19 protein-coding genes and 1 pseudogene are annotated in these 20,176 nt (G+C 71.5%); 9 read left to right on the top strand and 11 right to left on the bottom strand.

Going from position 1 to position 20,176, the window contains the following annotated elements:
- Positions 1 to 71 precede the first annotated feature (71 nt).
- The gene (locus RV983_RS22810; protein ID WP_475987598.1) at positions 72 to 2,393 is read right to left on the bottom strand and encodes an immune inhibitor A domain-containing protein; all 2,322 of its coding nucleotides are present in this window, start codon (positions 2,391 to 2,393) and stop codon (positions 72 to 74) included.
- A 355-nt stretch (positions 2,394 to 2,748) separates the two neighbouring features.
- Between RV983_RS22810 and RV983_RS22805 the strand changes: the two genes are divergently transcribed.
- The gene (locus RV983_RS22805) at positions 2,749 to 3,030 is read left to right on the top strand and encodes a hypothetical protein (RefSeq protein ID WP_475987597.1); all 282 of its coding nucleotides are present in this window, start codon (positions 2,749 to 2,751) and stop codon (positions 3,028 to 3,030) included.
- Between the two features lie 78 nt (positions 3,031 to 3,108).
- Here the strand turns inward: RV983_RS22805 and RV983_RS22800 are convergent, their stop codons facing one another.
- From RV983_RS22800 to RV983_RS22790, 3 genes are all read right to left on the bottom strand, one after another.
- Positions 3,109 to 3,759 carry an RDD family protein gene (locus tag RV983_RS22800; RefSeq protein ID WP_475987596.1) on the bottom strand — a complete coding sequence of 217 codons (651 nt, stop codon included), beginning with the start codon at positions 3,757 to 3,759 and terminating at the stop codon, positions 3,109 to 3,111.
- 79 nt (positions 3,760 to 3,838) lie between these two features.
- On the bottom strand, positions 3,839 to 4,492 hold the full coding sequence (locus RV983_RS22795; protein ID WP_475987595.1) for an RDD family protein: 654 nt from the start codon (positions 4,490 to 4,492) through the stop codon (positions 3,839 to 3,841).
- A gap of 63 nt (positions 4,493 to 4,555) precedes the next feature.
- On the bottom strand, positions 4,556 to 5,776 hold the full coding sequence (locus RV983_RS22790) for an RDD family protein (protein ID WP_475987594.1): 1,221 nt from the start codon (positions 5,774 to 5,776) through the stop codon (positions 4,556 to 4,558).
- A 414-nt stretch (positions 5,777 to 6,190) separates the two neighbouring features.
- Here RV983_RS22790 and RV983_RS22785 point away from each other — a divergent pair, with 414 nt between their 5' ends.
- Positions 6,191 to 6,682, top strand: a complete 492-nt coding sequence (locus RV983_RS22785; RefSeq protein ID WP_475987593.1) for an SsgA family sporulation/cell division regulator — start codon at positions 6,191 to 6,193, stop codon at positions 6,680 to 6,682.
- A gap of 22 nt (positions 6,683 to 6,704) precedes the next feature.
- Here the strand turns inward: RV983_RS22785 and RV983_RS22780 are convergent, their stop codons facing one another.
- Both RV983_RS22780 and hppD read right to left on the bottom strand, forming a co-directional pair.
- A complete protein-coding gene (locus RV983_RS22780) occupies positions 6,705 to 8,072 on the bottom strand; it encodes an FAD-binding oxidoreductase (protein ID WP_475987592.1) in 1,368 nt (455 codons plus the stop codon).
- A 122-nt stretch (positions 8,073 to 8,194) separates the two neighbouring features.
- A complete protein-coding gene (hppD, locus tag RV983_RS22775; protein WP_475987591.1) occupies positions 8,195 to 9,340 on the bottom strand; it encodes a 4-hydroxyphenylpyruvate dioxygenase in 1,146 nt (381 codons plus the stop codon).
- 147 nt (positions 9,341 to 9,487) lie between these two features.
- On the opposite strand from hppD, the gene RV983_RS22770 reads away from it, so the two are divergent.
- The 7 genes and pseudogenes from RV983_RS22770 (at position 9,488) to RV983_RS22740 (ending at position 15,750) form a co-directional block, all read left to right on the top strand.
- The gene (locus RV983_RS22770) at positions 9,488 to 9,964 is read left to right on the top strand and encodes an Lrp/AsnC family transcriptional regulator (RefSeq protein WP_475987590.1); all 477 of its coding nucleotides are present in this window, start codon (positions 9,488 to 9,490) and stop codon (positions 9,962 to 9,964) included.
- A 46-nt stretch (positions 9,965 to 10,010) separates the two neighbouring features.
- Positions 10,011 to 10,658: an ABC transporter permease gene (locus tag RV983_RS22765; RefSeq protein ID WP_475987589.1), complete on the top strand. Its 648-nt coding sequence runs from the start codon at positions 10,011 to 10,013 to the stop codon at positions 10,656 to 10,658.
- Positions 10,651 to 11,892, top strand: coding sequence for a betaine/proline/choline family ABC transporter ATP-binding protein (locus RV983_RS22760; RefSeq protein WP_475987588.1), 1,242 nt, complete (start codon positions 10,651 to 10,653; stop codon positions 11,890 to 11,892). The genes RV983_RS22765 and RV983_RS22760 overlap by 8 nt, the downstream gene beginning before the upstream one ends.
- Complete coding sequence (locus tag RV983_RS22755) at positions 11,889 to 12,761, top strand: ABC transporter permease (protein WP_475987587.1); 873 nt, start codon at positions 11,889 to 11,891, stop codon at positions 12,759 to 12,761. The genes RV983_RS22760 and RV983_RS22755 overlap by 4 nt, the downstream gene beginning before the upstream one ends.
- A complete protein-coding gene (locus RV983_RS22750; RefSeq protein ID WP_475987586.1) occupies positions 12,758 to 13,738 on the top strand; it encodes a glycine betaine ABC transporter substrate-binding protein in 981 nt (326 codons plus the stop codon). The genes RV983_RS22755 and RV983_RS22750 overlap by 4 nt, the downstream gene beginning before the upstream one ends.
- Positions 13,739 to 13,817: 79 nt before the next feature.
- Positions 13,818 to 14,437 (top strand): annotated as a pseudogene (locus RV983_RS22745) (winged helix-turn-helix domain-containing protein).
- 29 nt (positions 14,438 to 14,466) lie between these two features.
- Entirely contained in the window at positions 14,467 to 15,750 is a 1,284-nt protein-coding gene (locus RV983_RS22740; RefSeq protein WP_475987585.1) for an MFS transporter, read from the top strand.
- Positions 15,751 to 15,775: 25 nt separating this feature from the next.
- On the opposite strand, the gene RV983_RS22735 is transcribed toward RV983_RS22740, so the two are convergent.
- From RV983_RS22735 to RV983_RS22715, 5 genes are all read right to left on the bottom strand, one after another.
- Positions 15,776 to 16,564 (bottom strand): S16 family serine protease, encoded by a 789-nt coding sequence (locus tag RV983_RS22735; RefSeq protein WP_475987584.1) that lies wholly within the window; start codon positions 16,562 to 16,564, stop codon positions 15,776 to 15,778.
- A gap of 61 nt (positions 16,565 to 16,625) precedes the next feature.
- Complete coding sequence (locus tag RV983_RS22730) at positions 16,626 to 17,291, bottom strand: IclR family transcriptional regulator (RefSeq protein WP_475987583.1); 666 nt, start codon at positions 17,289 to 17,291, stop codon at positions 16,626 to 16,628.
- Positions 17,292 to 17,617: 326 nt separating this feature from the next.
- Positions 17,618 to 19,420, bottom strand: a complete 1,803-nt coding sequence (locus tag RV983_RS22725) for a DEAD/DEAH box helicase (protein WP_475987582.1) — start codon at positions 19,418 to 19,420, stop codon at positions 17,618 to 17,620.
- A 159-nt stretch (positions 19,421 to 19,579) separates the two neighbouring features.
- Positions 19,580 to 19,960, bottom strand: coding sequence for a type II toxin-antitoxin system death-on-curing family toxin (locus RV983_RS22720; protein WP_475987581.1), 381 nt, complete (start codon positions 19,958 to 19,960; stop codon positions 19,580 to 19,582).
- Between the two features lie 2 nt (positions 19,961 to 19,962).
- A complete protein-coding gene (locus RV983_RS22715) occupies positions 19,963 to 20,163 on the bottom strand; it encodes a hypothetical protein (RefSeq protein ID WP_475987580.1) in 201 nt (66 codons plus the stop codon).
- Between the last annotated feature and the right edge of the window lie 13 nt (positions 20,164 to 20,176).

The raw sequence follows: 20,176 nt of genomic DNA, 5'->3' as shown, positions 1-20,176 counted from the left end.
ACATGATCTGCGGATCGGCCCCCGTCCACCAGGGGACGGGGGCCGATCCGGTCACTTCGGGCGATGCGTGATCACTTGCGGGACGGGCCGACCGCGATCGTGATAGTGCTGCCGTCCCTGGTCTCGTACACGACCGTGATGCGGGTGTTGGTGGGGGACACCTTCACACCGCCGGTCGGGTTCGCGGAGGACCAGTAGGTGTTCTTGTCGTCGAAGACCGGGTTGCCGGGCTGGCTCGCGATCCGGGTGGCGACGCCGTTCTTGTGCAGGGTGATGGCGTCGGTGCGGGACCTCGTGAACGTGGAGTCGTAGGCCTGCACGCGGTTGCGCTGCAGCGTGCCGTCCTTCCACAGCAGCGGCTTGGGGTGGGCGTCGATCGGGAGGATCTTGCCCGCGCCCGGGTGCGCGCTGACGTTGTTGTCGCTCATCGAGGTGTCCCACAGCCAGACCAGCAGGCCGTTCTGGTACGCGTAGTGCTCGACCCAGTTCTCCTTGGGCGCGGCCCAGCCGAAGTTGTAGGGGCCGACCTTCAGGGTCTTGTCGTACGAGACGTACTGCCGGTTCTCCGCGATGTAGTACTGCGGGTACTCCGAGGAGAACGTGGAGCCCTTGGCGGTGAAGCCGTCGGCGGTCCAGCCGTTGTCACCGTTCTCGGCGCCGTCGCTGAACACGGTGGCGCCGTCGGCGGTCAGCGTGATCGCGTCGGCCAGGAAGCCCTTCTGGGCCACGCCGCCGTCGCTCTGGTAACGGAAGCGGAGCTTGACCGACTTGCCCGCGTACGCGTCCAGCGGGAACGCCATGTCCTGGTACGAGTCCGCGGTACCGGTCAGAGCCGGCTTGTCGCTGGCGTCGCGCGGCAGCGGTGCGCCGCCGATCGTGCCGTCCAGCGCGGTCCAGGTGGCGCCGCCGTCGGTGGACGCCTCGGTGTAGAGGTAGTCGTAGTTCTCCTCGATGTCGTACCAGCCCTTGAGGGCCAGGCTCGCGGAGGACTTGCCGGTGAGGTCGACATCGCGGGTGAGGGTGTTGCTCAGGTTGTCACCGCTGCCGCTCCACCACTGCTTGGTGCCTTCGGCCGGGGTCGCCAGCTGCGTGACCACGGTCTTCTTGGGGAGCGTGACGACCAGACCCTGCTTGTTCGGGGTGTTGTACTCCGAGACACCGAGGGTGGTGGCCGACTTCGTGCCGGCCTTGGCGGTGGCGTAGTTCAGCCAGCCCAGCTGGAGCTTGTCCCACGCGGTCATGTCGCCGGGCAGGTTGCCGATGGCGTCCTTGCCGGTGCCGAGCCACGAACCGGAGGACATCAGCGTCCAGAAGCCGGTGGAGTTCTCGGCGGTGTTGGTGGTGTCGTAGTGGTCCGGCAGACCGAGGTCGTGGCCGAACTCGTGCGCGAAGACACCGAGGCCGCCGTTCTCGGGCTGCACGGTGTAGTCGCCGACCCATACGCCGGTGTCGCCGATCTGGGTGCCGCCGAGCCGGTTGCCGACCGGGCCCGTCGCGCCCGCGTCGGTACCGAAGGCGTACCAGCGGTGGGCCCAGATCGCGTCCTCGCCCTGGGCGCCGCCGCCGGCGGACTCGTCCTCGCCGGCGTGCACGATCTGGAAGTGGTCGATGTAGCCGTCGGGCTCGTTGAAGTTGCCGTCGCCGTCGTAGTCGTAGCGGTCCCACTGGTCGTACTCGGCCAGCTTCGCCTTGATCTGGGCGGCGGAGTCACCGGCGGCCTTGCGCCCGGCGACCCACTTGTTCACCGCGTCGGCGACGAGGTTCCAGGTGCAGGTGTCGCACTTGTTGCTGCCGTAACGGGCTTCGTTCCAGTCGACCTTGACCCAGTCCGCGACCTCGCCGGCGACCGAGTAGCGGCCGGAGGACTGCTTCTCGTAGTACTTGGCCACCGACTCCTTGCTGGAGGAGTGCGAGAAGTACAGGTCCTGGAAGTGCCGGCTGTTGTAGTCCGCCTGCCACTCCGTGCTGTTGTCCTTGCGACGGTCGGGCTTGGCTATGGAGTTGTGCGCGGGGCCGGTCGTGCCGCCGTACGCGGGGTCGGTCTTGTTCCCGAACTCGGCAAGGATCACAAAGATCTTGTCGGTCTTCTCGCGCTTGAGCTCGACGTACTTGTTCTTGCCGAGCTTCACCACGCCCGAGGCGCCGCGGTCCTCGACCTTGGACTTGCCGGATATGACCTGTTCGATCGCCTGCTGGCGCTGGGACGCCTGACGCTCGCTGAGCGGGCCCTTCAGATCGTGCGCGACACGCTCCGCCCGAGCCGGGTCCTTGCGCACGACGCCGGCGGCCTGAGAGTCGGCCTGGGCTGCCGCGACGGGGAAGGCGCCGGCACCTATTGCGGCGATCGCCACGGCCAGAGCGGCGGATCTGATGGTCCGTCGGTGGCTTATCACTGTGATTTGACCTCCCTAGGGTGAGGCCATTGCACCGGAGTGACGCGAGAAAAGACAGATCTTGACTTGCTTATGACCACCAAGTACGGTGAGCGACCGGTCCGTTGCGCATAGCGGACGTTCCGCCCTGCCCAAGCGGTCGGGCAGCGAGCAACGTTGGGCCCCCGGGAGATCGCGATGCGACCCCTTGCGCCCCCCATGCTTCCGCACCGTGGGTTAGGTCACGCTTACCGGACGTTCCGTCCGGGCATCCCGAAACGTAGAGTCGGTGGATGGCGTGCCACCTCTGAACCATCCGTAAGACCGCCCTGGCCGACGCTTCGACACCCTCGACGTACACAAGGACGGATCTGCCATGCCACGTCCCAACCCCGCCCAGATCTCGTACGGTTCCGCGACCGTGGTGCTCTCGACCCTGGCGATGCTGCTGCTGTCCGAGGCACGTTCGGGCACCGGCGTCGCGGTCATCGCGGCCGCCGGGCTGCTGCTCGGCGTCCTGGTCGCCGTCACGGCGCCCATGCCGGCCGCCGCCCGCCGCGCCCGCGCCGGCGCTCCGGCCGCCGCCACGCCGGTCCCGCGCCCGCGGGTGCGCAGCGCCGCCGAACCCCGCATCGAGGAGCACTCGTTGAACCACTGAGCGGTTCGCCGCACGCCCCGGCACGACGACGGCCCCGGAGCCTTCGCTCCGGGGCCGTCGTATGCGTGCTGCCGTCGGTCAGATCTTGACGACGACGGTCTTGGCCGCCTTGTCGTGCCAGCACTGGCGGTACGGCTTGTCCCACAGGTGCCACAGCACGTTGAGCAGCCAGAGGATGACGCCCACGCAGGGAACGACGTTGATGAACGAGTAGACCGCCGCGCGGCCCCAGGCCGCGGATCCGGGCGGGCTGCCGTCGGCGAGCTTCGCGACGCGGATCTTCATGACCTTCTTGCCCACCGTCTGACCGGTGGACTGCAGCATCAGCGCCTCGTACAAGAACGCACACAGGCCGACGACCAGTTCGATCCCCAGGAACGGGCCGGTGTCGGTGACCGAGGTGCCCGTCACCACCATCAGGACAATGAACAGGACGATGAAGATGCCCAGGTCGATGAGGCGCGCGAGGAAGCGCTGGCCGCTGTCGGCCAGCGGCGGCATGCCCGCCAGGGCCGGGTCCACGGGCATCTGGCCGTAACCGGCGGGCGGCGCCTGCGGGTAGCCGTAGGGCGACGGGGGCTGCTGCTGCGGGAACGGCGGCGGCTGCTGGTCATAGGGGTTCTGGCCCTGGGGATGAGGCTGCTGGCCATACGGATTCTGGCCGTACGGATCCTGACCCCCCGAGCCGCCCTGCGGGTAACCGTAACCGGGCGGTTGATTCGAACTCATAGAGTGAGTAAATCAGCCGGGCAAGACGCCGCATAGTGGCAATACGTCACGGCCCTGCGACGATCGTCATGGTGATGTCTCAGGCCGCGGAGACCACAATGGTTTGCCCGGCTTTGTCGTGCAGGCACTGCCGGTAGGGCTTGTCCCACGTGCACCACAGCACCTCGACGATCCAGAAGATCGAGCCGCAGCACGGGATGATCGGCACCAGCGCGTAGACCGACTCCCGTTTGAGCGCCGCCGCGGTCGAGGGGTTGGTGCCGTCGGCCAGCATGCCGACCCGCACCTTGAGCAGCTTCTTGCCCAGGCTCTGCCCGTACCGGGTGAGCATCAGGACCTGGTAGACGAGGTAGACCACCGCGTAGATGACGCCCTCGGCGAAGCCCTGGCCGTAGCCGCTGCGGTAGTCGTAGGCACCCCAGAAGCCCCAGGTGATGGCGTAGACGGGGATGCCGATGATCAGTCCGTCGACGATGCGGGCGAGCAGCCGGCGGCCCCGGTGCGCCAGCGGCGGCATCCCCGCGAGCGGGTCGGGCGTGGGCGCACCGCCGTACGGGCTGTCGTACGGACCGCCCTGCTGACCGCCGCCGTACGGGCCGCCGGGGTAGACCGGGGGCGGCTGGTCGTACGGCCCGCCGCCCGCCGGCGGAGTCCCGGACGGCGGCGGCTGGGAGGGCTGCTGCGGCTCCTGGGGCGGCTTCGGAGACGGGTCCTCGGGCCGGTCGGTGCTCATGCCCCGAGTGAAACCCGGACGCCGCGGGGACGCCTCCGGCGTGGTCCGTTCGGGTGATGTTCCTCAGCGGTCCCCGGCCACGAAGGTGCGCACCGCCTTGTCGTGCCAGCACTGGCGCCACGGGCGGTCGAAGACGCACCACAGCAGGCCCAGGAACCCGATCACCAGGACGTCCAGCACGGTGTGCGTGAGCCAGCGGCGCAGCGCCTGCCCGAAGCCGGGTTCGTACTGGCTGTCGATGTCCAGGACGCGCAGACCGAGCAGCTTCTTGCCCAGCGTGCGGCCCCACTTGGCGGTCGGCAGCACCTCGTACAGCACACCGGCGACGAGCGCGACACCGAGGATGATGCCGAGCTGCGTGCCCGTCGTGCCGTCGATGAACCACACGGTGACCGTCTCGCCGGTCAGCCGGGCGGCGTCCATCTTGTCCTGGATGTGCTCGTACGCGGCGGTGCCCAGCGGCACGGCGGCCGCGGCGACGATCGCGCCCATCACCAGCGAGTCGATCACCCGGGCGAGCAGGCGCTTGCCGAGCGAGCCGGGGCGGGCCTGTTCCTGCGCCGAGGCGAACGGGTCCTCGGCGACGGGCCGCCACGGCGCGGGCACGCCGGACGCACCCGGCGCCTCGCCGCCGGTGCCGCTCTGCGCGGGCACCTGGGGCTGCCCCTGACGGGCCAGTTCCTGCACCTGCTGGGCCCAGGGCACGGGGTTCGCGCTCCGCGCCACGGGGGCGCCGGCGGTGGGCGCGGAGGCGATCGCCGGGGCGGGGGCGGGTCCGGGGGCCGGCGGGGGCGCCGGGACCGGCGAAGGTGCGGGAGCGGGCGCGGACACGGAGGTGGGAGTGGGCGAGGACGCGGGGGCGGACGCGGACGCCTGGGGCGCGCCCCCGCGCTCCTGTGCGCCCCACGACACCCGTGGGGACGGCTCCTGCCGCGCCGGGTCCGCCGCCCATTCCGAGGCGGCCGGCCCCCGTTCGGCGGCGGGCGCCTGCGGGTCCTCGTCGAGGAACATCGGGCCGGACTCGTCCACGGCGGGGGTGCGGCGCACCGGGGGCGTGGGCGGGGCGGGCATCACCGGTGCCGGAGGGGCGGCGGCCACCGCCGGGCCGGGCACCGCCAGCGGGGCGCCCGTGGGCGGCGCGAGGTTCTCACCGGGCTGCGGCGCCGGGCGGCTCGTGCCGGGAACCCACGAGGAACCGTTCCAGTACCGGATGTAGCCCGGGATGGACGGGTCCGGGTAGTACCCGGGGCCGGGCACACCCCCGCCGCTGATTCCGGAGGTCATCGGTGGCAACTCCCATCACGTCCCATCACGACCACGCGCTCGACCGGCCCGCCGCCTCCGGCGGTCCAAGGAGGACATTAACGAAGAACGCATCGCCCGGAAGAAAGAAACGAGCCCCGGGCCGGGATCGGCATTCCGGGGCATTTCATCGCACCGGACCGGCTACGCTGCCCGCCTGACGACAGCTCAGGGAAGTAGGGGACCCGTCGTCCGGTGTGCCGTGCCGCGACCGGCGAACCATGTGTGTATCGCATGCATGCACCTGTCGCCATATCTTCGGGAAAAATCCTCTCGATCATGGGAAGCCGCGTAATGGTGAGTGCCAAATGCGCTCTCTCCCGGTGCGGGCCCCGCGCAGCACCTCGCCGCGCAGTACCGCCAGGGGCCTTGTGCCGAGGAAAGGACGACGACGCCATGCAGACCGTGGTGGAACGGGAACTGGAGATGAACCTGGTGCTGTCGCCGGAGCGCAGCATCGCCGTACCGGCCCGGCTGGCCTACCGGGTCGAGGACCCCTTCGCCGTGCACATCGCCTTCCACATCGGGTCGCAGTCCCCGGTGAACTGGACCTTCGCCCGGGAGTTACTCGTCGAGGGGGTGTTCCGGCCCAGCGGCCACGGGGACGTGCGCATCTGGCCGACCAAGACCGACGGGCGCAGCGTCATCTGCATGGCGCTGAGCTCGCCGGACGGGAACGCGCTGCTGGAGGCGGCCTCCATGCCGGTGGCCGCATGGCTGGAACGCACGCTGCGCGTGGTGCCGCCGGGGACGGAGCTGGACCACCTGGCCATGGACGAGCGCCTGGACGAGCTGCTGGCCCCGACCGCCGGCACGGCTGGTGAACCGCGGGACGAGCTGTGGCTGCGCGACCCCTGGTCGGGGCTGGACGAGTCGCCGGACGCCTAGCGGGTGGGCGCCCGGCGCCGGATCAGAAGAGCTTGCCCGGGTTGAGGATGCCGAGCGGGTCGAAGACCTCCTTGATGCCGCGCTGCATCTCCATGCCCACCGGGCCGAGTTCGCGGGCCAGCCACTCCTTCTTCAGCACGCCCACACCGTGTTCGCCGGTGATCGTGCCGCCGAGTTCGAGACCGAGCGCCATGATCTCGTCGAAGGACTCCCGGGCCCGCCGGGACTCCTCGGGGTCGTCCGCGTCGAAGCAGACGACGGGGTGGGTGTTGCCGTCGCCTGCGTGGGCGCAGACCCCGATGGTCAGTTCCTGCTTGGCGGCGATGGCCGCGACCCCGTCGAGCATGGCGGCCAGCCGGCCGCGCGGGACACAGACGTCGTCGATCATCGTGGCCGTGGAGACCCGCTCCAGCGCGGGAAGCGCCATCCGCCGCGCCTGGAGCAGCATTTCGGACTCGGTGGCGTCCTCGGCGGGGACGACCTGCGTGGCGCCCGCGGCCAGGCACAGCTCCCCCACCGCGGCCAGGTCGGCGGCCGGGGCGGGCGTGTCGAAGGCGGCCAGCAGCAGGGCCTCCGTCGTCTCGGGCAGGCCCATGGCGGTCATGGCGTTCACGGCGCGCACCGTGGTGCCGTCCATGAGCTCCAGCAGCGACGGCACGTGGCCGCCGGCCATGACGGCGCACACCGCGGCGCAGGCGGCCTCCGCGGAGGGGAACTCGGCGACCATCGCGAGCTGGGCGGGCGGGGCCGGCTTGAGCGCGAGGATCGCGCGGACGACGATGCCGAGGCTGCCCTCGGAGCCGACGAACAGCCGGGTCAGGTCGTAGCCGGCGACGCCCTTGGCGGTACGGCGCCCGGTGCGCATCAGGCGCCCGTCGGCCAGCACCACGTCCAGCCCGAGCACGTACTCGGCGGTGACGCCGTACTTCACGCAGCACAGGCCGCCGGAGCCGGTGCCGATGTTGCCGCCGATGGTGCACTGCTCCCAGCTGGAGGGGTCCGGCGGGTAGTACAGCCCGTGTTCGGCGACGGCCCGCGACAGGGCGGCGTTGACCACGCCGGGCTCGACGACGGCGACCCGGTCGACGGGGTCGATCTCCAGCACGCGGTCCATCCTGGTGAGCGACAGCACGACGCAGCCCTCGGACGCGTTGGCCGCGCCGGACAGGCCCGTACGGGCGCCCTGCGGCACCACGGGCACCCGCAGTGCGGTGGCGGTCCGCATGACGTGCTGGACCTCTTCCACGGTCCGCGGCTGGACGACGACGGCCGGTGCTCCGGCCGGGCAGAAGCTCGCCATGTCGTGGGCGTAGGAGGCGGTGACGTCGGGGTCGGTGAGGATCGCCCCGGCGGGAAGGCCGGCACGCAGCCGTTCGATGAGATCACCCATGCACACAGCCTCGCACCGCCGGGAGCGGCGCGGAAGGACGACGACCGGGCGGGGTGACCGGCGCCGGCCCACGCCCTCCCCCGCGGGGGCGCGGTCCGGCGCCGGAATTCACGGCGAAGGGATCAGAGGTTGCCGCGGCGCTCCTGCTCGCGCTCGATCGCTTCGAAGAGGGCCTTGAAGTTGCCCTTGCCGAAGCCCATCGAACCGTGTCGCTCGATCATTTCGAAGAAGACGGTCGGGCGATCCTGGACGGGCTTGGTGAAGATCTGCAGCAAGTAGCCGTCTTCGTCCCGGTCTGCGAGGATCTTCAGCTCACGCAGCGTGTCGATCGGCACGCGGGTGTCGCCGACCCACTCCCCCAGGGTGTCGTAGTAGGAGTCGGGCGTGTCCAGGAACTCCACGCCCGCCGCGCGCATCGCGCGCACGGTCGCGACGATGTCGTTGGTGGCCAGCGCGATGTGCTGCACGCCGGGGCCGCCGTAGAACTCCAGGTACTCGTCGATCTGCGACTTCTTCTTCGCGATCGCGGGCTCGTTGATCGGGAACTTGACCTTCAGCGTGCCGTCCGCCACGACCTTCGACATCAGCGCGGAGTACTCGGTGGCGATGTCGTCGCCGACGAACTCCTTCATGTTCGTGAAGCCCATGACGCGGTTGTAGAAGGTGACCCAGTCGTTCATCTTTCCGAGCTCGACATTGCCGACGCAGTGGTCGATGGCCTGGAAGAAGCGCTTGGCCGGGGGCTCCACGATCGGCTCGGCGGCGACGTAGCCGGGCAGGTACGGGCCCTTGTAGCCGCCGCGCTCCACGAGCGTGTGGCGGGTCTCGCCGTAGGTGGCGATGGCGGCCAGGACGACCGTGCCGTACTCGTCCGAGACCTCGTGCGGCGCCTCCAGCCCGGTCGCGCCGTGCGCGAGGGCGTAGTCGTACGCGGCGCGGACGTCGGGGACCTCCAGGGCCAGGTCGACGACACCGTCGCCGTGGGCGGCCACGTGCTGCTCCAGGAAGCGGCCGTGGTCACCGGCGGCGCGGACGACGGAGGTGAACACGAACCGGGCGCCGCCGGACTCCAGCACGTACGACGCGGTCTCGCGGCTGCCGTTCTCCGGTCCGGAGTAGGCGACGCGCTTCATGCCGAAGGCGGTCGAGTAGTAGTGCGCCGCCTGCTTGGCGTTGCCCACCGCGAAGACGACCGCGTCCATCCCCTTCACCGGGAACGGGTCGGCGTCGCCTGCGGTGCCGGGAGTGTGATCCAGGGTCTCAGTCATGGCGCCAGCCTCGCTCCGGGGGCCAAGCTGCGCAATAGTTCCCTGAACGAGTGCGCAATCTGTACAGCGGTTCGGGCCTACCGGGCGGCATTCTGCACAGAGTGACCACTGTCACCGCGACGAACACGAGGGGCCGGCGGACGGACCATGGGCATCGACGGACTGGACGGACGGCTGATCGCGCTCCTCGCGCAGGAGCCGCGGATCGGCGTACTGGAGGCCTCACGGCGGCTCGGCGTCGCCCGCGGCACCGTGCAGGCACGACTGGACCGGCTTCAGGCCAATGGAGTGATCCGGGGCTTCGGCCCGCAGGTGGACCCGGCGGCACTCGGCTATCCCGTGACGGCGTTCGCGACGCTGGAGATCAAGCAGGGCCAAGGCCCGGATGTGCGGGCGCACTTGAGGGCCGTGCCGGAGGTGCTGGAGCTGCACACCACGACCGGCGAGGGGGACATGCTCTGCCGCCTGGTGGCCCGGTCCAACGCCGATCTCCAACGTGTGATCGACCGGGTTGTGGGTTTTGATGGCATCGTGCGGGCCGCCACGGCGATCGTCATGGAGAATCCGGTCCCGCTGCGGATCATTCCGCTGGTCGAGCAGGCGGCACGGGACGCGGATCCGTGATCGGTGCCGTCGGCGGCGGGCGAGGGCAGGCAGGTGGTGAGGCCGGATGAGCTTCTGGGAGTACCTCACCAGCCGCCACGAGCAACTGCTGATCGACGCCTACCAGCAGGCCAGCCTGGTCTTCCAGTGCATGGTGCTGGCCACCGCCATCGGTGTGGCGGTGGGCGTGCTCAGCTACCGCCGCGGCTGGACGGCGGGCCTCGCCGTCACCTCGACCGCGACGATCCTCACCATCCCCTCGCTGGCGCTGATCGGTCTGCTGATCCCCTGGCTGGGCCTCGGTGTCCCCCCGACGGTCACCGCGCTGACGCTGTACGGGCTGCTGCCGGTGGTCCGCAACACCATCGTGGGCCTGCGCGGGGTCGACCCGGCCCTGGTGGACGCCGCCCGCGGGATCGGCATGTCGCGCCCGGCGGCGCTGGCCCGGGTGGAACTGCCGCTGGCGTGGCCGCCGATCCTGACCGGCATCCGGGTGGCGACCCAGATACTGATGGGCATCGCCGCGATCGCCGCGTACGCCTCCGGGCCCGGTCTGGGCAACGAGATCTTCCGCGGCATCGCCTCGCTCGGCAGCGCCAACGCCCTCAACCAGGTATTGGCCGGCACGATCGGCATCGTCGTCCTCGCGCTGCTCTTCGACGCCGCCTACGTGCTGATCGGGCGGCTGACCATCCCGAGGGGGATCCGTGGCTGAGGCGGCGGGCGCGACCATCGAACTGGAACAGCTGACCAAGCGCTACCCGGGCAGCGCCGAACCGGCCGTGGACAGCGTCTCCATGGAGATCAAGGCGGGCGAGACGGTGATCTTCGTCGGGCCGTCCGGCTGCGGCAAGTCCACCACCCTGAAGATGATCAACCGGCTGATCGAGCCGACCTCCGGCCGCATCCGCATCGGCGGCGAGGACGTCACCGACATGGACCCGGTGAAGCTGCGGCGCAAGATCGGCTACGCGATCCAGTCCTCCGGGCTCTTCCCGCACATGACGGTCGCGGAGAACATCGCACTCGTCCCGCGGATGGTCGGCTGGTCCAGGGCCCGGGTACGGGACCGGGTCGCCGAGATGCTGGACCTGGTGGGCCTGGACCCGCGCGAGTTCCGGGGCCGCTACCCCCGCCAGTTGTCGGGCGGCCAGCAGCAGCGGGTGGGCGTGGCGCGGGCGCTGGCCGCCGACCCGCCGGTGCTGCTGATGGACGAGCCCTTCGGCGCGGTCGACCCGATCACCCGCGACCACCTCCAGGACGAGCTGATCCGGCTCCAGCACGAACTGCACAAGACCATCGTCTTCGTCACCCACGACTTCGACGAGGCCATCAAGCTCGGCGACCGCATCGCCGTGCTGCGCGAACGCTCCCACATCGCCCAGTTCGACACCCCTGAGGCGATCCTGACCAATCCGGCCGACGACTTCGTCTCCGGTTTCGTCGGCGCGGGCGCGGCCCTGAAGCGGCTCAACCTCACCCGGGTCCGCGACGTGGGTGTCGCCGACTTCCCGACGGTGAGCGTGGACGACCCCCTGCAGTCGATCTTCGACCGGCTGCGGGCGTCGAGCCTGACCAACGAACTGCTGCTGCTGGACGGCAAGGGCCGCCCCTACAAGTGGCTGCGCCGCGGCGACCTGATGCGGGCCAAGGGCTCCCTCGCCCGGGCCGGGACCCTCGTGGGCGACACGGTCACCCGGGACGCGACACTGCGGGACGCCCTGGAGGCGGTGCTGACCGACAGCAGCGGGCGCGTCGCGGTCACCGGCCGGCGCGGGGAGTTCACCGGCGTGGTGGACATGGAGACGCTGCTCAACTCCGTCCACGAGATGCTGGAGGCCGACCGGCTGGCGGCGCTGGAGCACCGGCACGACCTGGAGGAGCTGCGCGGCCCGCAGACCCGGGCGGAGCAGGAGGGCGCCGACCACGAACCGGGAGCGCGGGCATGACGGGCCGCCGGGACTCCGCGGGCGCCTCCGGCCTCCCCGGCCCCCCGCCCGCCCGTGGGCCGGCCGCCCTCGCCGAGCCCCCCGGGGACGGCGAACGCCCCGACGAGCCCCCCGCGGCCGGCGCACCGCCCCGGCGGCGGCTCACTTGGCGGCACCTGGTGGTCACCCCCGCCGTGCTGGCCGCGGTGCTCATCGCCACCTATGGGTGGATCAGCAGCGTCCACCTCGACTCCATCGCCGAGAACGCCCTGGCCGGCGACACCGTCCAGGTGCGGCTGTGGCAGCACATCAAGCTCACCGCCTGGTCCACCTTCTGGGTGCTGGTCATCGCGATCCCGCTGGGCACCGCCCTGACCCGGCGGAGGCTGCGGGCCGCCGCGCCCGTCGTGACGGCGGTCGCCAACGTCGGGCAGGCGACCCCGGCCATCGGGATGCTGGCGCTGCTGGTGATCTGGCTCGGCATCGGGCCGCGTACGGCCCTGGTGGGCATGGTCGTCTACGCCGTGCTGCCGGTGCTGTCCAACACCATGGCGGGCCTGCGGGCGATCGACCCGACGCTCGTCGAGGCCTCGCGCGGCATCGGGATGTCGGCGCTGGGAACGCTGTCGCGGGTCGAACTGCCGCTGGCCGTGCCGCTGATCCTCGCCGGGGTGCGGACGGCGCTGGTGCTCAACGTCGGCACGGCGACGCTGGCCACCTTCGTCGGCGGCGGCGGCCTCGGCGACATCATCACCACCGGCATCGTCACCCAGCGCATGCCGGTGCTGATCCTGGGCTCGGTGCTGACCGTGGTGCTCGCGCTGCTCGTGGACTGGCTCGCCTCGCTCGCCGAGCAGATGATGCGCCCGCGCGGCCTGGAGGACACATGACGCGCCGGCGCACGACCGTGGCCCTGACCTCGTGCGCGGCGCTGCTGGCCGCGGCGCCGGGCTGCGGGCTCAAGAGCGGCAGCCCGCTGGCGGACGACGTCCGTCCCGGCAGCGTCGGCCAGGGCCTCCCGCTGAAGGGGGCGTCCCTGACGGTGACATCCAAGAGCTTCAGCGAGCAGATCATCCTCGGCTCGATGATCGGACTGGTCTTCAAGGCCGCCGGTGCCGACGTCCTGGACCGGACCAACATCCAGGGCTCGATCGGGGCCCGCGAGGCCGTCCGCTCCGGCGACGCGGACGCCATGTACGAGTACACCGGCACCGCGTGGATCACCTACCTCGGCAACGACAAGCCGATCACCGATCCGCAGGCGCAGTGGCAGGCCGTCCACGACGCCGACCTCAAGAACGGCATCACCTGGCTGCCGCCGTCCACCCTCGACAACACCTACGCCCTCGCCACCACCCGGGCGAAGAACCGCCCCCACGGCCTGCGGACCCTCTCCGACGTCGCCGCGCTCTCCCGGAAGAACCCGTCGGCCGTCACCTTGTGCGTCGAGAACGAGTTCGCCTCCCGCGACGACGGGCTGCCCGGCATGGTGAAGGCGTACGGCATGAACGTGCCCGCCTCCAACATCAGGAAGATGGACACCGGGGTCATCTACACGCAGATCCCGAAGCCGGGGTCCTGCCTGCTCGGCGAGGTCTACACGACGGACGGCCGGATCGCCTCCCTGCACCTGGAGGTCATGGAGGACGACAAGCACTTCTTCCCCAACTACGACGCCGCCCCCGTCGTCAACAGCAAGGCCCTCAAGCGCTGGCCCGCGATCCGGGGACTGCTCGACCCGATCTCGCGGAAGCTGACCACGGCCGTGGGACGCGAACTGAACGCGAAGGTGGACGTCCAGGGCGAGGACCCGCGCGCGGTGGCGAAGGACTGGCTGGTCAAGGAGGGCTTCATCAAGGAGGGGTGAGCGCCCGCGCGGCAGCGCCGGGCAGAGCGGTGCAAAGAAAGCCTTGCAAAGATGTCTTGGCAACTTCCACTGTGGCCTCATGCCGCCCCACCCCGCCCCCGCCCCCGGCGCCGACGGCCCCGAACCGGACCCCGCGGTCGTCAGCCTCGACCCCCGCACCCTGCGCGGGCTCGCGCACCCGCTGCGCATCCGGCTGCTCGGCGCGCTCCGCGAGCACGGGCCCGCCACCGCGTCCGGGCTCGCGGCACGGCTCGGCTCGGCGAGTCCAGCGGCGCCACGAGCTACCACCTGCGCCAACTGGCCACGCACGGCTTCGTCGAGGAGGATCCGGGGCGCGGCACGGCCCGGGAGCGCTGGTGGAAGGCCGCGCACCGGGGCACCGTTTTCGACGCCGGGGAGTTCCTCGCCCACCCGGACCCCGAAGTGCGGGGCGCCATCGCCCTGTTCGCCCGGGCGGTCGCCATGCACCACACCGCAGAGCTGGACTCCTGGCTCACGGCGATGGACGACTGGTCCGACGAGTGGAGCAGCAGCTTCGACCTCAGCGACTTCAGCCTGCGGCTCACGCCCGCGCGCGCCCGCGCGCTGGGGGCCGAGCTGCACGCGGTGCTGGAGAGCTACCGCGATCCGGCCGCGGAGGATCCCGGCGCCGAGTCCGTCCGCGTCCATCTGCACCTCTTTCCGCGACCCGCGGACTGAGCTGCCGAACGAACAACGGGGCAAGAACCATGGACACCGGAACCGGTATATCCGACGGCGCCGCGACGGCCGCCGTACCCGCGGCGCCCGACCGGCGGCCGCTGCGCCTGGTCCTCGCCGCCAACGTCGTGTCGATCAGCGGCAACGCGCTCACGATGCTGGCCGTGCCGTGGTTCGTGCTCCAGACCACCGGCAGCGCCGCCCGCGCCGGGCTGGCGGCCTTCTGCGCGACCCTGCCGGTCGTGATCTCCGCCATCGGCGGCGGACCGGTCATCGACCGCTTCGGGCGGCGCAGGACGTCGGTGGTCTCGGACGCGGTGTGCGCGGTCGCCGTGGCGGCCATCCCGCTGCTGCACTTCGCGGGGGTGCTGCGTTTCTGGCAGTTGTGCGCGCTGATGGCGGTCAGCGGGCTCCTCCACGCCCCCGGCGAGACCGCCCGCGAAGTGCTGCTGCCCGTCCTGGCCGAGCGGGCCGGGACGCCGCTGGGACGCGCCGCGGGCTACTTCGACGGCGCCTCGCGCGGGGCACGCATGCTGGGAGCCTCGCTGGGCGGGGTACTCATCGCCGTCCTGGGGGCGGAGGCGGTGCTGCTGGTCGACGCGGCGACCTTCGGGGTCTCCGCGCTGCTGATCGCCTTCGGCATCCGCGGACTGACCGGCTCAGAACCGGTCGCCGGCGCGGAGCCGGTCTCCCTGCGCACGTACCGGGCCGAACTGCGCGAGGGGTACGTCTTCCTCGTCCGGAGCCGGCTGCTGCTCGCCATCACACTGATGGTCATGGTCACCAACGGGCTGGACGTGGGCTGGAGTTCGGTGCTGCTTCCCGTGCACGCCGAGCGGGAGCTCGGCGGATCGGTCCAGCTCGGCCTGCTCTCCGGCCTCTTCGGGGCCGGCGCTCTCGCCGGGGCACTGGCGTACGGCGCGGTGGGCCACCGGCTGCTCCGGTGGCCGGTCTACACGGTGTGCTTCCTGCTGTGCGGGGCGCCGCGGTTCGTGGTCGCCGCGTTGGTGCCCGGAGGGGGCGCGCTCGCGGTGACGATGGTGATCGCCGGCCTGGCGGCGGGCGCGCTCAACCCGATCCTGTCGACGGTGACGTTCGAGCACGTCCCGGACGAACTGCGCAGCCGCGCCCTCGGCACCCTGGGCGCCGGGGTGCTGCTCACCACGCCGATGGGCGGCCTGGCGGCGGGTTACCTGGTGGACGGCGTGGGGCTGCCGGCCGCACTGCTCGCCGTCGGTGCCGTGTACCTCGCGGCGACGCTGTGCCCGCTGGTCTTCCCCTCCTGGCGCACGATGGACGCCAAGCGCGTGTAGGGCGGCCGCCCTGCCGGCCGCCGCCCTAGCAGGTGGGGACCTTGCCGCCGCTGCCGAGCGCCTTCAGGGCGTCGATCGCGCCGTCGAGCGTGGTCACCGGCACCAGGCGCAGCCCCTTGGGGAGTTCGGCCTTGGCGTCGGCGCACTCGCCCTTCGGAACGAGGAAGACGGTCGCGCCGTCGCGCCGGGCGGCCCGCTCCTTGAGCGGCACACCGCCGACCGCACCGACCTCGCCGCCCGGCGTGATCGTCCCCGTACCGGCGATCCGCCGGCCTCCGGTGAGGTCGCCGCCGTGGCCGTTGCCGTTGATCTTGTCGATGATGCCGAGGCTGAACATCAGCCCGGCGCTCGGGCCGCCGACGTCCGCCAGGTGGAGGCCGACCTTCACCTTGGACGGCGACAGCCCGAGGTGCGCCAGCGCGGCGGTCGTCGCGGCGTCCTGCGACTCGGTCATCTCCGCCTGATTGTGCTTCTCGATCTCCTTGACGCTGCCGCCGGTCGGGTAGACCGCGTCCCGCGGCATCGCCGCCTGGCCGGTCGCGAACCACGCCTTCAGCACATCGCCGAAACGGACGACGGCGTCCGGGTTCGTCGCGGCGATCGTCGTCATCCGCAGCTGACCGGAGGTGCCGCGCGTCGGGGTGCCGGTGACCGTGATCACCGGCTTGCCCTGGTCGCTGCCGAGCACGTCGGCCGTCAGCCCGGGCACGACGATCGAGATCGGCAGGGGCGCGAACGCGGCGACCGCCAGCAGGGCGACGACGAGGGCCGCGCACACGGCGAGGGTCCGGCTGCGGGCGGTGGCGAAGGACATGGGGTGAATGTAGTTCACCGCGCCGGGTGGGACGTGCCACAGCCCTCCCCCGCGGCCGGCCCTAGCGCAGGGCGTCCGCGACCTCCACCGCCGCCTCCACGACCCGCGGCCCGACCCGCTCGGGCACCGAGTCGGAGAGCATGACCACCCCGACGCTCCCCTCTATCCCGGGTACGCCCACCAGCGGGGCCGCCGCGCCGCTCGCGCCGGCCTCCAGTTCGCCGTGGGTGAGGACGTAGGCGGGCCCCTCGGCACAGCGGGGATCCGGTGCGTACGGCTGCGTGTTGCGCCCGGCGAGGATCGCGCGGCCCGCGGCGCCGCGGTCGAGGGAGTGCCGGAACCCGGTGCGGTAGGCGACGTGGTAGTCGGTCCAGCTGGGCTCGACGACCGCCACCGCCAGCGCCTCGGTACCGTCGACCAGGGTGAGGTGGGCCGTGGCGCCGATGTCCTCGGCCAGGGAGCGCAGCGCGGGGAGCGCTGCCTCGCGCAGCAGCGGGTGCACCTGGTGGGCCAGGCGCAGGACGCCGAGGCCGACCCGGGCCCGGCCGCCGAGGTCGCGGCGGACCAGCGAGTGCTGTTCCAAGGTGGCCAGCAGACGGTAGACGACCGTGCGGTTGACGCCCAGCTTCATGGCGAGCTCGGTGACGGTGAGCCCGTGGTCGGTGTCGGCCAGCAGCTTCAGGACCCGCAGGCCCCGGTCGAGCGTCTGAGACGTCTCCGCGGTCACGACGCCCCCTTCTCGTGAGTGGTGGCACTTCTCTCACGGCGGGAAGCACTGCCGGTCCCGCGGCAGAGCGCGGAGAAGCCACCGGTCGGTCTGGCGGTACCGGCTGCGCCCCGAGGCTGCGTTGCCACGGCGCGTTGCGTGACCGGAACGGTAGCGATGCGTACCGCTCAGCGGAAGACTTCGTCCACAATCCGGTCATGCGGCCGGGCATGGCGACCCGTCGAACGTAAATCCTTCAGCCAACGGCGCATCACACCGCAAGATTCACAGCATGGCTGACGGGGCGTCACTTCCGTCCGACGGGCGGGACCGGGCGCGACCGACGGTCAGCGCATCCGGGTGGCCCACTCCTGGACCTTCTTGATGCGCTCGTTGAGCTGACCCGCCGTCGCCTCCGCGCTCGGCGGGCCGCCGCACACCCGGCGCAGCTCGTTGTGGATCACCCCGTGGGGCTTGCCGCTCTGGTGGTTGTACGCGGACACAAGGGTGTTGAGCCGCTTGCGGAGCTCCAGCATCTCCTTGTGGCTGACCACCGGGCGCCGCTCGGCGGGCAGTTCCAGCAGATCCGCCTCGGCGTCCGGCTTCTTGCGGCTGTGCGCGATCTGCCGCGCCTGCCGCCGCTGGAGCAGCATCTGCACCTGGTCGGGTTCGAGCAGGCCGGGGATGCCCAGGTAGTCCTGTTCCTCCTCGCTGCCCGGATGTGCCTGCATGCCGAACTCGGCGCCGTCGTACAGCACCCGGTCGAAGACCGCGTCCGACTCCAGCGCCTCGAAGGGCAGCATGTCCTGCTCGCCGGTGTCCTCGTCCTGCTGCTTCTCGGCCTCGGCGAGTTCCTTCTCGGACTCCGCGTACGGGTCCTCCTCGCCCTCCTTCTTCGGCTTGTCCAGGACGTGGTCGCGCTCCACCTCCATCTCGTTGGCGAAGTCCAGCAGCATCGGGATGGTCGGCACGAACACCGACGCCGTCTCGCCGCGGCGCCGCGACCGCACGAAGCGGCCCACGGCCTGCGCGAAGAACAGCGGCGTGGAGATCGTCGTGGCGTACACACCCACCGCCAGGCGCGGCACGTCGACGCCCTCCGACACCATGCGGACGGCCACCATCCAGCGGTCGTCGCTCGAGGTGAACTCCTCGATGCGGGACGAGGCGCCCACGTCGTCGGAGAGCACGAGGGTCGCCTTGTGCCCAGTGATCTCCCGGATCAGCTTGGCGTAGGCCCGCGCCGACTCCTGGTCGGTGGCGATCACCAGCGCTCCCGCGTCCGGGATCGACTTGCGGACCTCCGTGAGCCGCACGTCCGCCGCGCGCAGCACATTGGGGATCCAGTCACCCGTCGGAGCCAGCGCGGTGCGCCAGGCCTGCCCGATCGCGTCCCTCGTCATCGGCTCGCCCAGGCGCGCGGCGATCTCGTCGCCGGCCTTCGTCCGCCAGCGCATGTTGCCGCTGTAGGAGAGGAAGATCACAGGGCGGACGACGCCGTCCGCGAGCGCGTTGCCATAGCCGTACGTGTAGTCGGCGGACGAACGGCGGATGCCGTCGTTGCCCTCCTCGTACGTCACGAACGGGATGGGGTTGGTGTCCGACCGGAACGGCGTCCCGGTCAGCGCGAGCCGGCGGGCCGCCGGCTCGAACGCCTCCTGGCACGCCTCGCCCCAGGACTTGCTGTCGCCCGCGTGGTGGATCTCGTCCAGGATCACCAGGGTCTTGCGCTGCTCGCAGCGGTTGCGGTGCAGCATCGGACGGACGCCCACGCCCGCGTAGGTGACCACCACGCCGTGGTAGTCCCGCCCCACCGGGCCCGCGCTGTACTCCGGGTCCAGCTTGATGCCTATCCGCGCGGCCGCCTCCGCCCACTGCTTCTTCAGGTGCTCGGTGGGGGCGACCACGGTGATCTGCTGCACCAGGTGGTTGTGGAGCAGGTACGAGGCCAGGGTGAGCGCGAAGGTCGTCTTGCCGGCGCCCGGGGTCGCGACCGCGAGGAAGTCGCGCGGCTGCGTCTCGACGTAGCGCTCGAGCGCGCCCTGCTGCCAGGCACGCAGCTTGCCGGCGGTGCCCCAGGGGGCGCGTCCGGGGAACGCGGGCGAGAGGTGATGAGAGGCGCTGGCGTTGTGCGGGGCGGTGGTAGTCACGGTCTCCGGGTGACGGTTGGGGGGCGGGGGGGCCGTCACAGCGTACCCGTGGGTGGCGGCCGGGTTCTTTCCCTGCCCTCCCTCGCGGGTACCCCGGCCGGAGGCTGGGGGAGGGAGGGCGGGCGGGGAAAACCCGGGACAGCGAAGCGCAGCGCGCGGCTACCGGGGCGCCAACGAGCGCAGGGCCTCGCCGATGCGATGCGGGTCCGCGACCGCGCCGGAGGCGACCGAGATGACGAGATCGTAGGCCGCGTCCTGGTCGGCGGATCGCAGATCGACCCCGTTGAGGTCGAGGAGGACCGCCGTCGCGAGCCACGCGGTCCGCTTGTTGCCGTCGACGAGGGGGTGGTTGGCGGCGATGCCGTGCAGCAGGGCGCCCGCGCACGCGTGGAGATCCGTGTACGCGGCGACGCCGAACATGCGGGCGCGCGGCCGGTGGACGGCCGAGGCGAGCAGCCCGGGGTCGCGCACCGCCGGCGGTTCTCCGCCGCACGCGAACCGGGCGAGCTCCGTGACCTCGCCCACAGTGAGGTGGCGCACGCTCACTCCCCGAGCCTGCGCAGCAGATCCGCGTGGGCATCCGCGAGGGACGCCCCGGATGCCTGGGCGCGGGCCGCTTCCGCGTCCTGGTAGGCGCGTACCGCCGTGCGCACGAGCTCGGCGACCGTGACGCCGTGCGCGTCGGCCAGGTCGTCGAGGGACTCCCACTCGGCGTCGGTGAAGACGAGGGTCAGCTCTTTCACACCGCGACGGTAG

The organism is Streptomyces sp. RLA123, assembly GCF_056270165.1.
The sequence above is the reverse complement of the archived record's forward strand: the minus strand, read 5'-3'. Positions and strand labels throughout refer to the sequence as shown.

Coding starts and splice junctions, on each gene's coding strand:
- RV983_RS22770 (WP_475987590.1), top strand. CDS start 9,488: ATGGGCATCGACGGACTGGACGGACGGCTGATCGCGCTCCTCGCGCAG.
- RV983_RS22735 (WP_475987584.1), bottom strand. CDS start 16,564: ATGTCCTTCGCCACCGCCCGCAGCCGGACCCTCGCCGTGTGCGCGGCC.
- RV983_RS22805 (WP_475987597.1), top strand. CDS start 2,749: ATGCCACGTCCCAACCCCGCCCAGATCTCGTACGGTTCCGCGACCGTG.
- RV983_RS22755 (WP_475987587.1), top strand. CDS start 11,889: ATGACGGGCCGCCGGGACTCCGCGGGCGCCTCCGGCCTCCCCGGCCCC.
- RV983_RS22740 (WP_475987585.1), top strand. CDS start 14,467: ATGGACACCGGAACCGGTATATCCGACGGCGCCGCGACGGCCGCCGTA.
- RV983_RS22785 (WP_475987593.1), top strand. CDS start 6,191: ATGCAGACCGTGGTGGAACGGGAACTGGAGATGAACCTGGTGCTGTCG.
- RV983_RS22790 (WP_475987594.1), bottom strand. CDS start 5,776: ATGACCTCCGGAATCAGCGGCGGGGGTGTGCCCGGCCCCGGGTACTAC.
- RV983_RS22780 (WP_475987592.1), bottom strand. CDS start 8,072: ATGGGTGATCTCATCGAACGGCTGCGTGCCGGCCTTCCCGCCGGGGCG.
- RV983_RS22800 (WP_475987596.1), bottom strand. CDS start 3,759: ATGAGTTCGAATCAACCGCCCGGTTACGGTTACCCGCAGGGCGGCTCG.
- hppD (WP_475987591.1), bottom strand. CDS start 9,340: ATGACTGAGACCCTGGATCACACTCCCGGCACCGCAGGCGACGCCGAC.
- RV983_RS22750 (WP_475987586.1), top strand. CDS start 12,758: ATGACGCGCCGGCGCACGACCGTGGCCCTGACCTCGTGCGCGGCGCTG.
- RV983_RS22765 (WP_475987589.1), top strand. CDS start 10,011: ATGAGCTTCTGGGAGTACCTCACCAGCCGCCACGAGCAACTGCTGATC.
- RV983_RS22795 (WP_475987595.1), bottom strand. CDS start 4,492: ATGAGCACCGACCGGCCCGAGGACCCGTCTCCGAAGCCGCCCCAGGAG.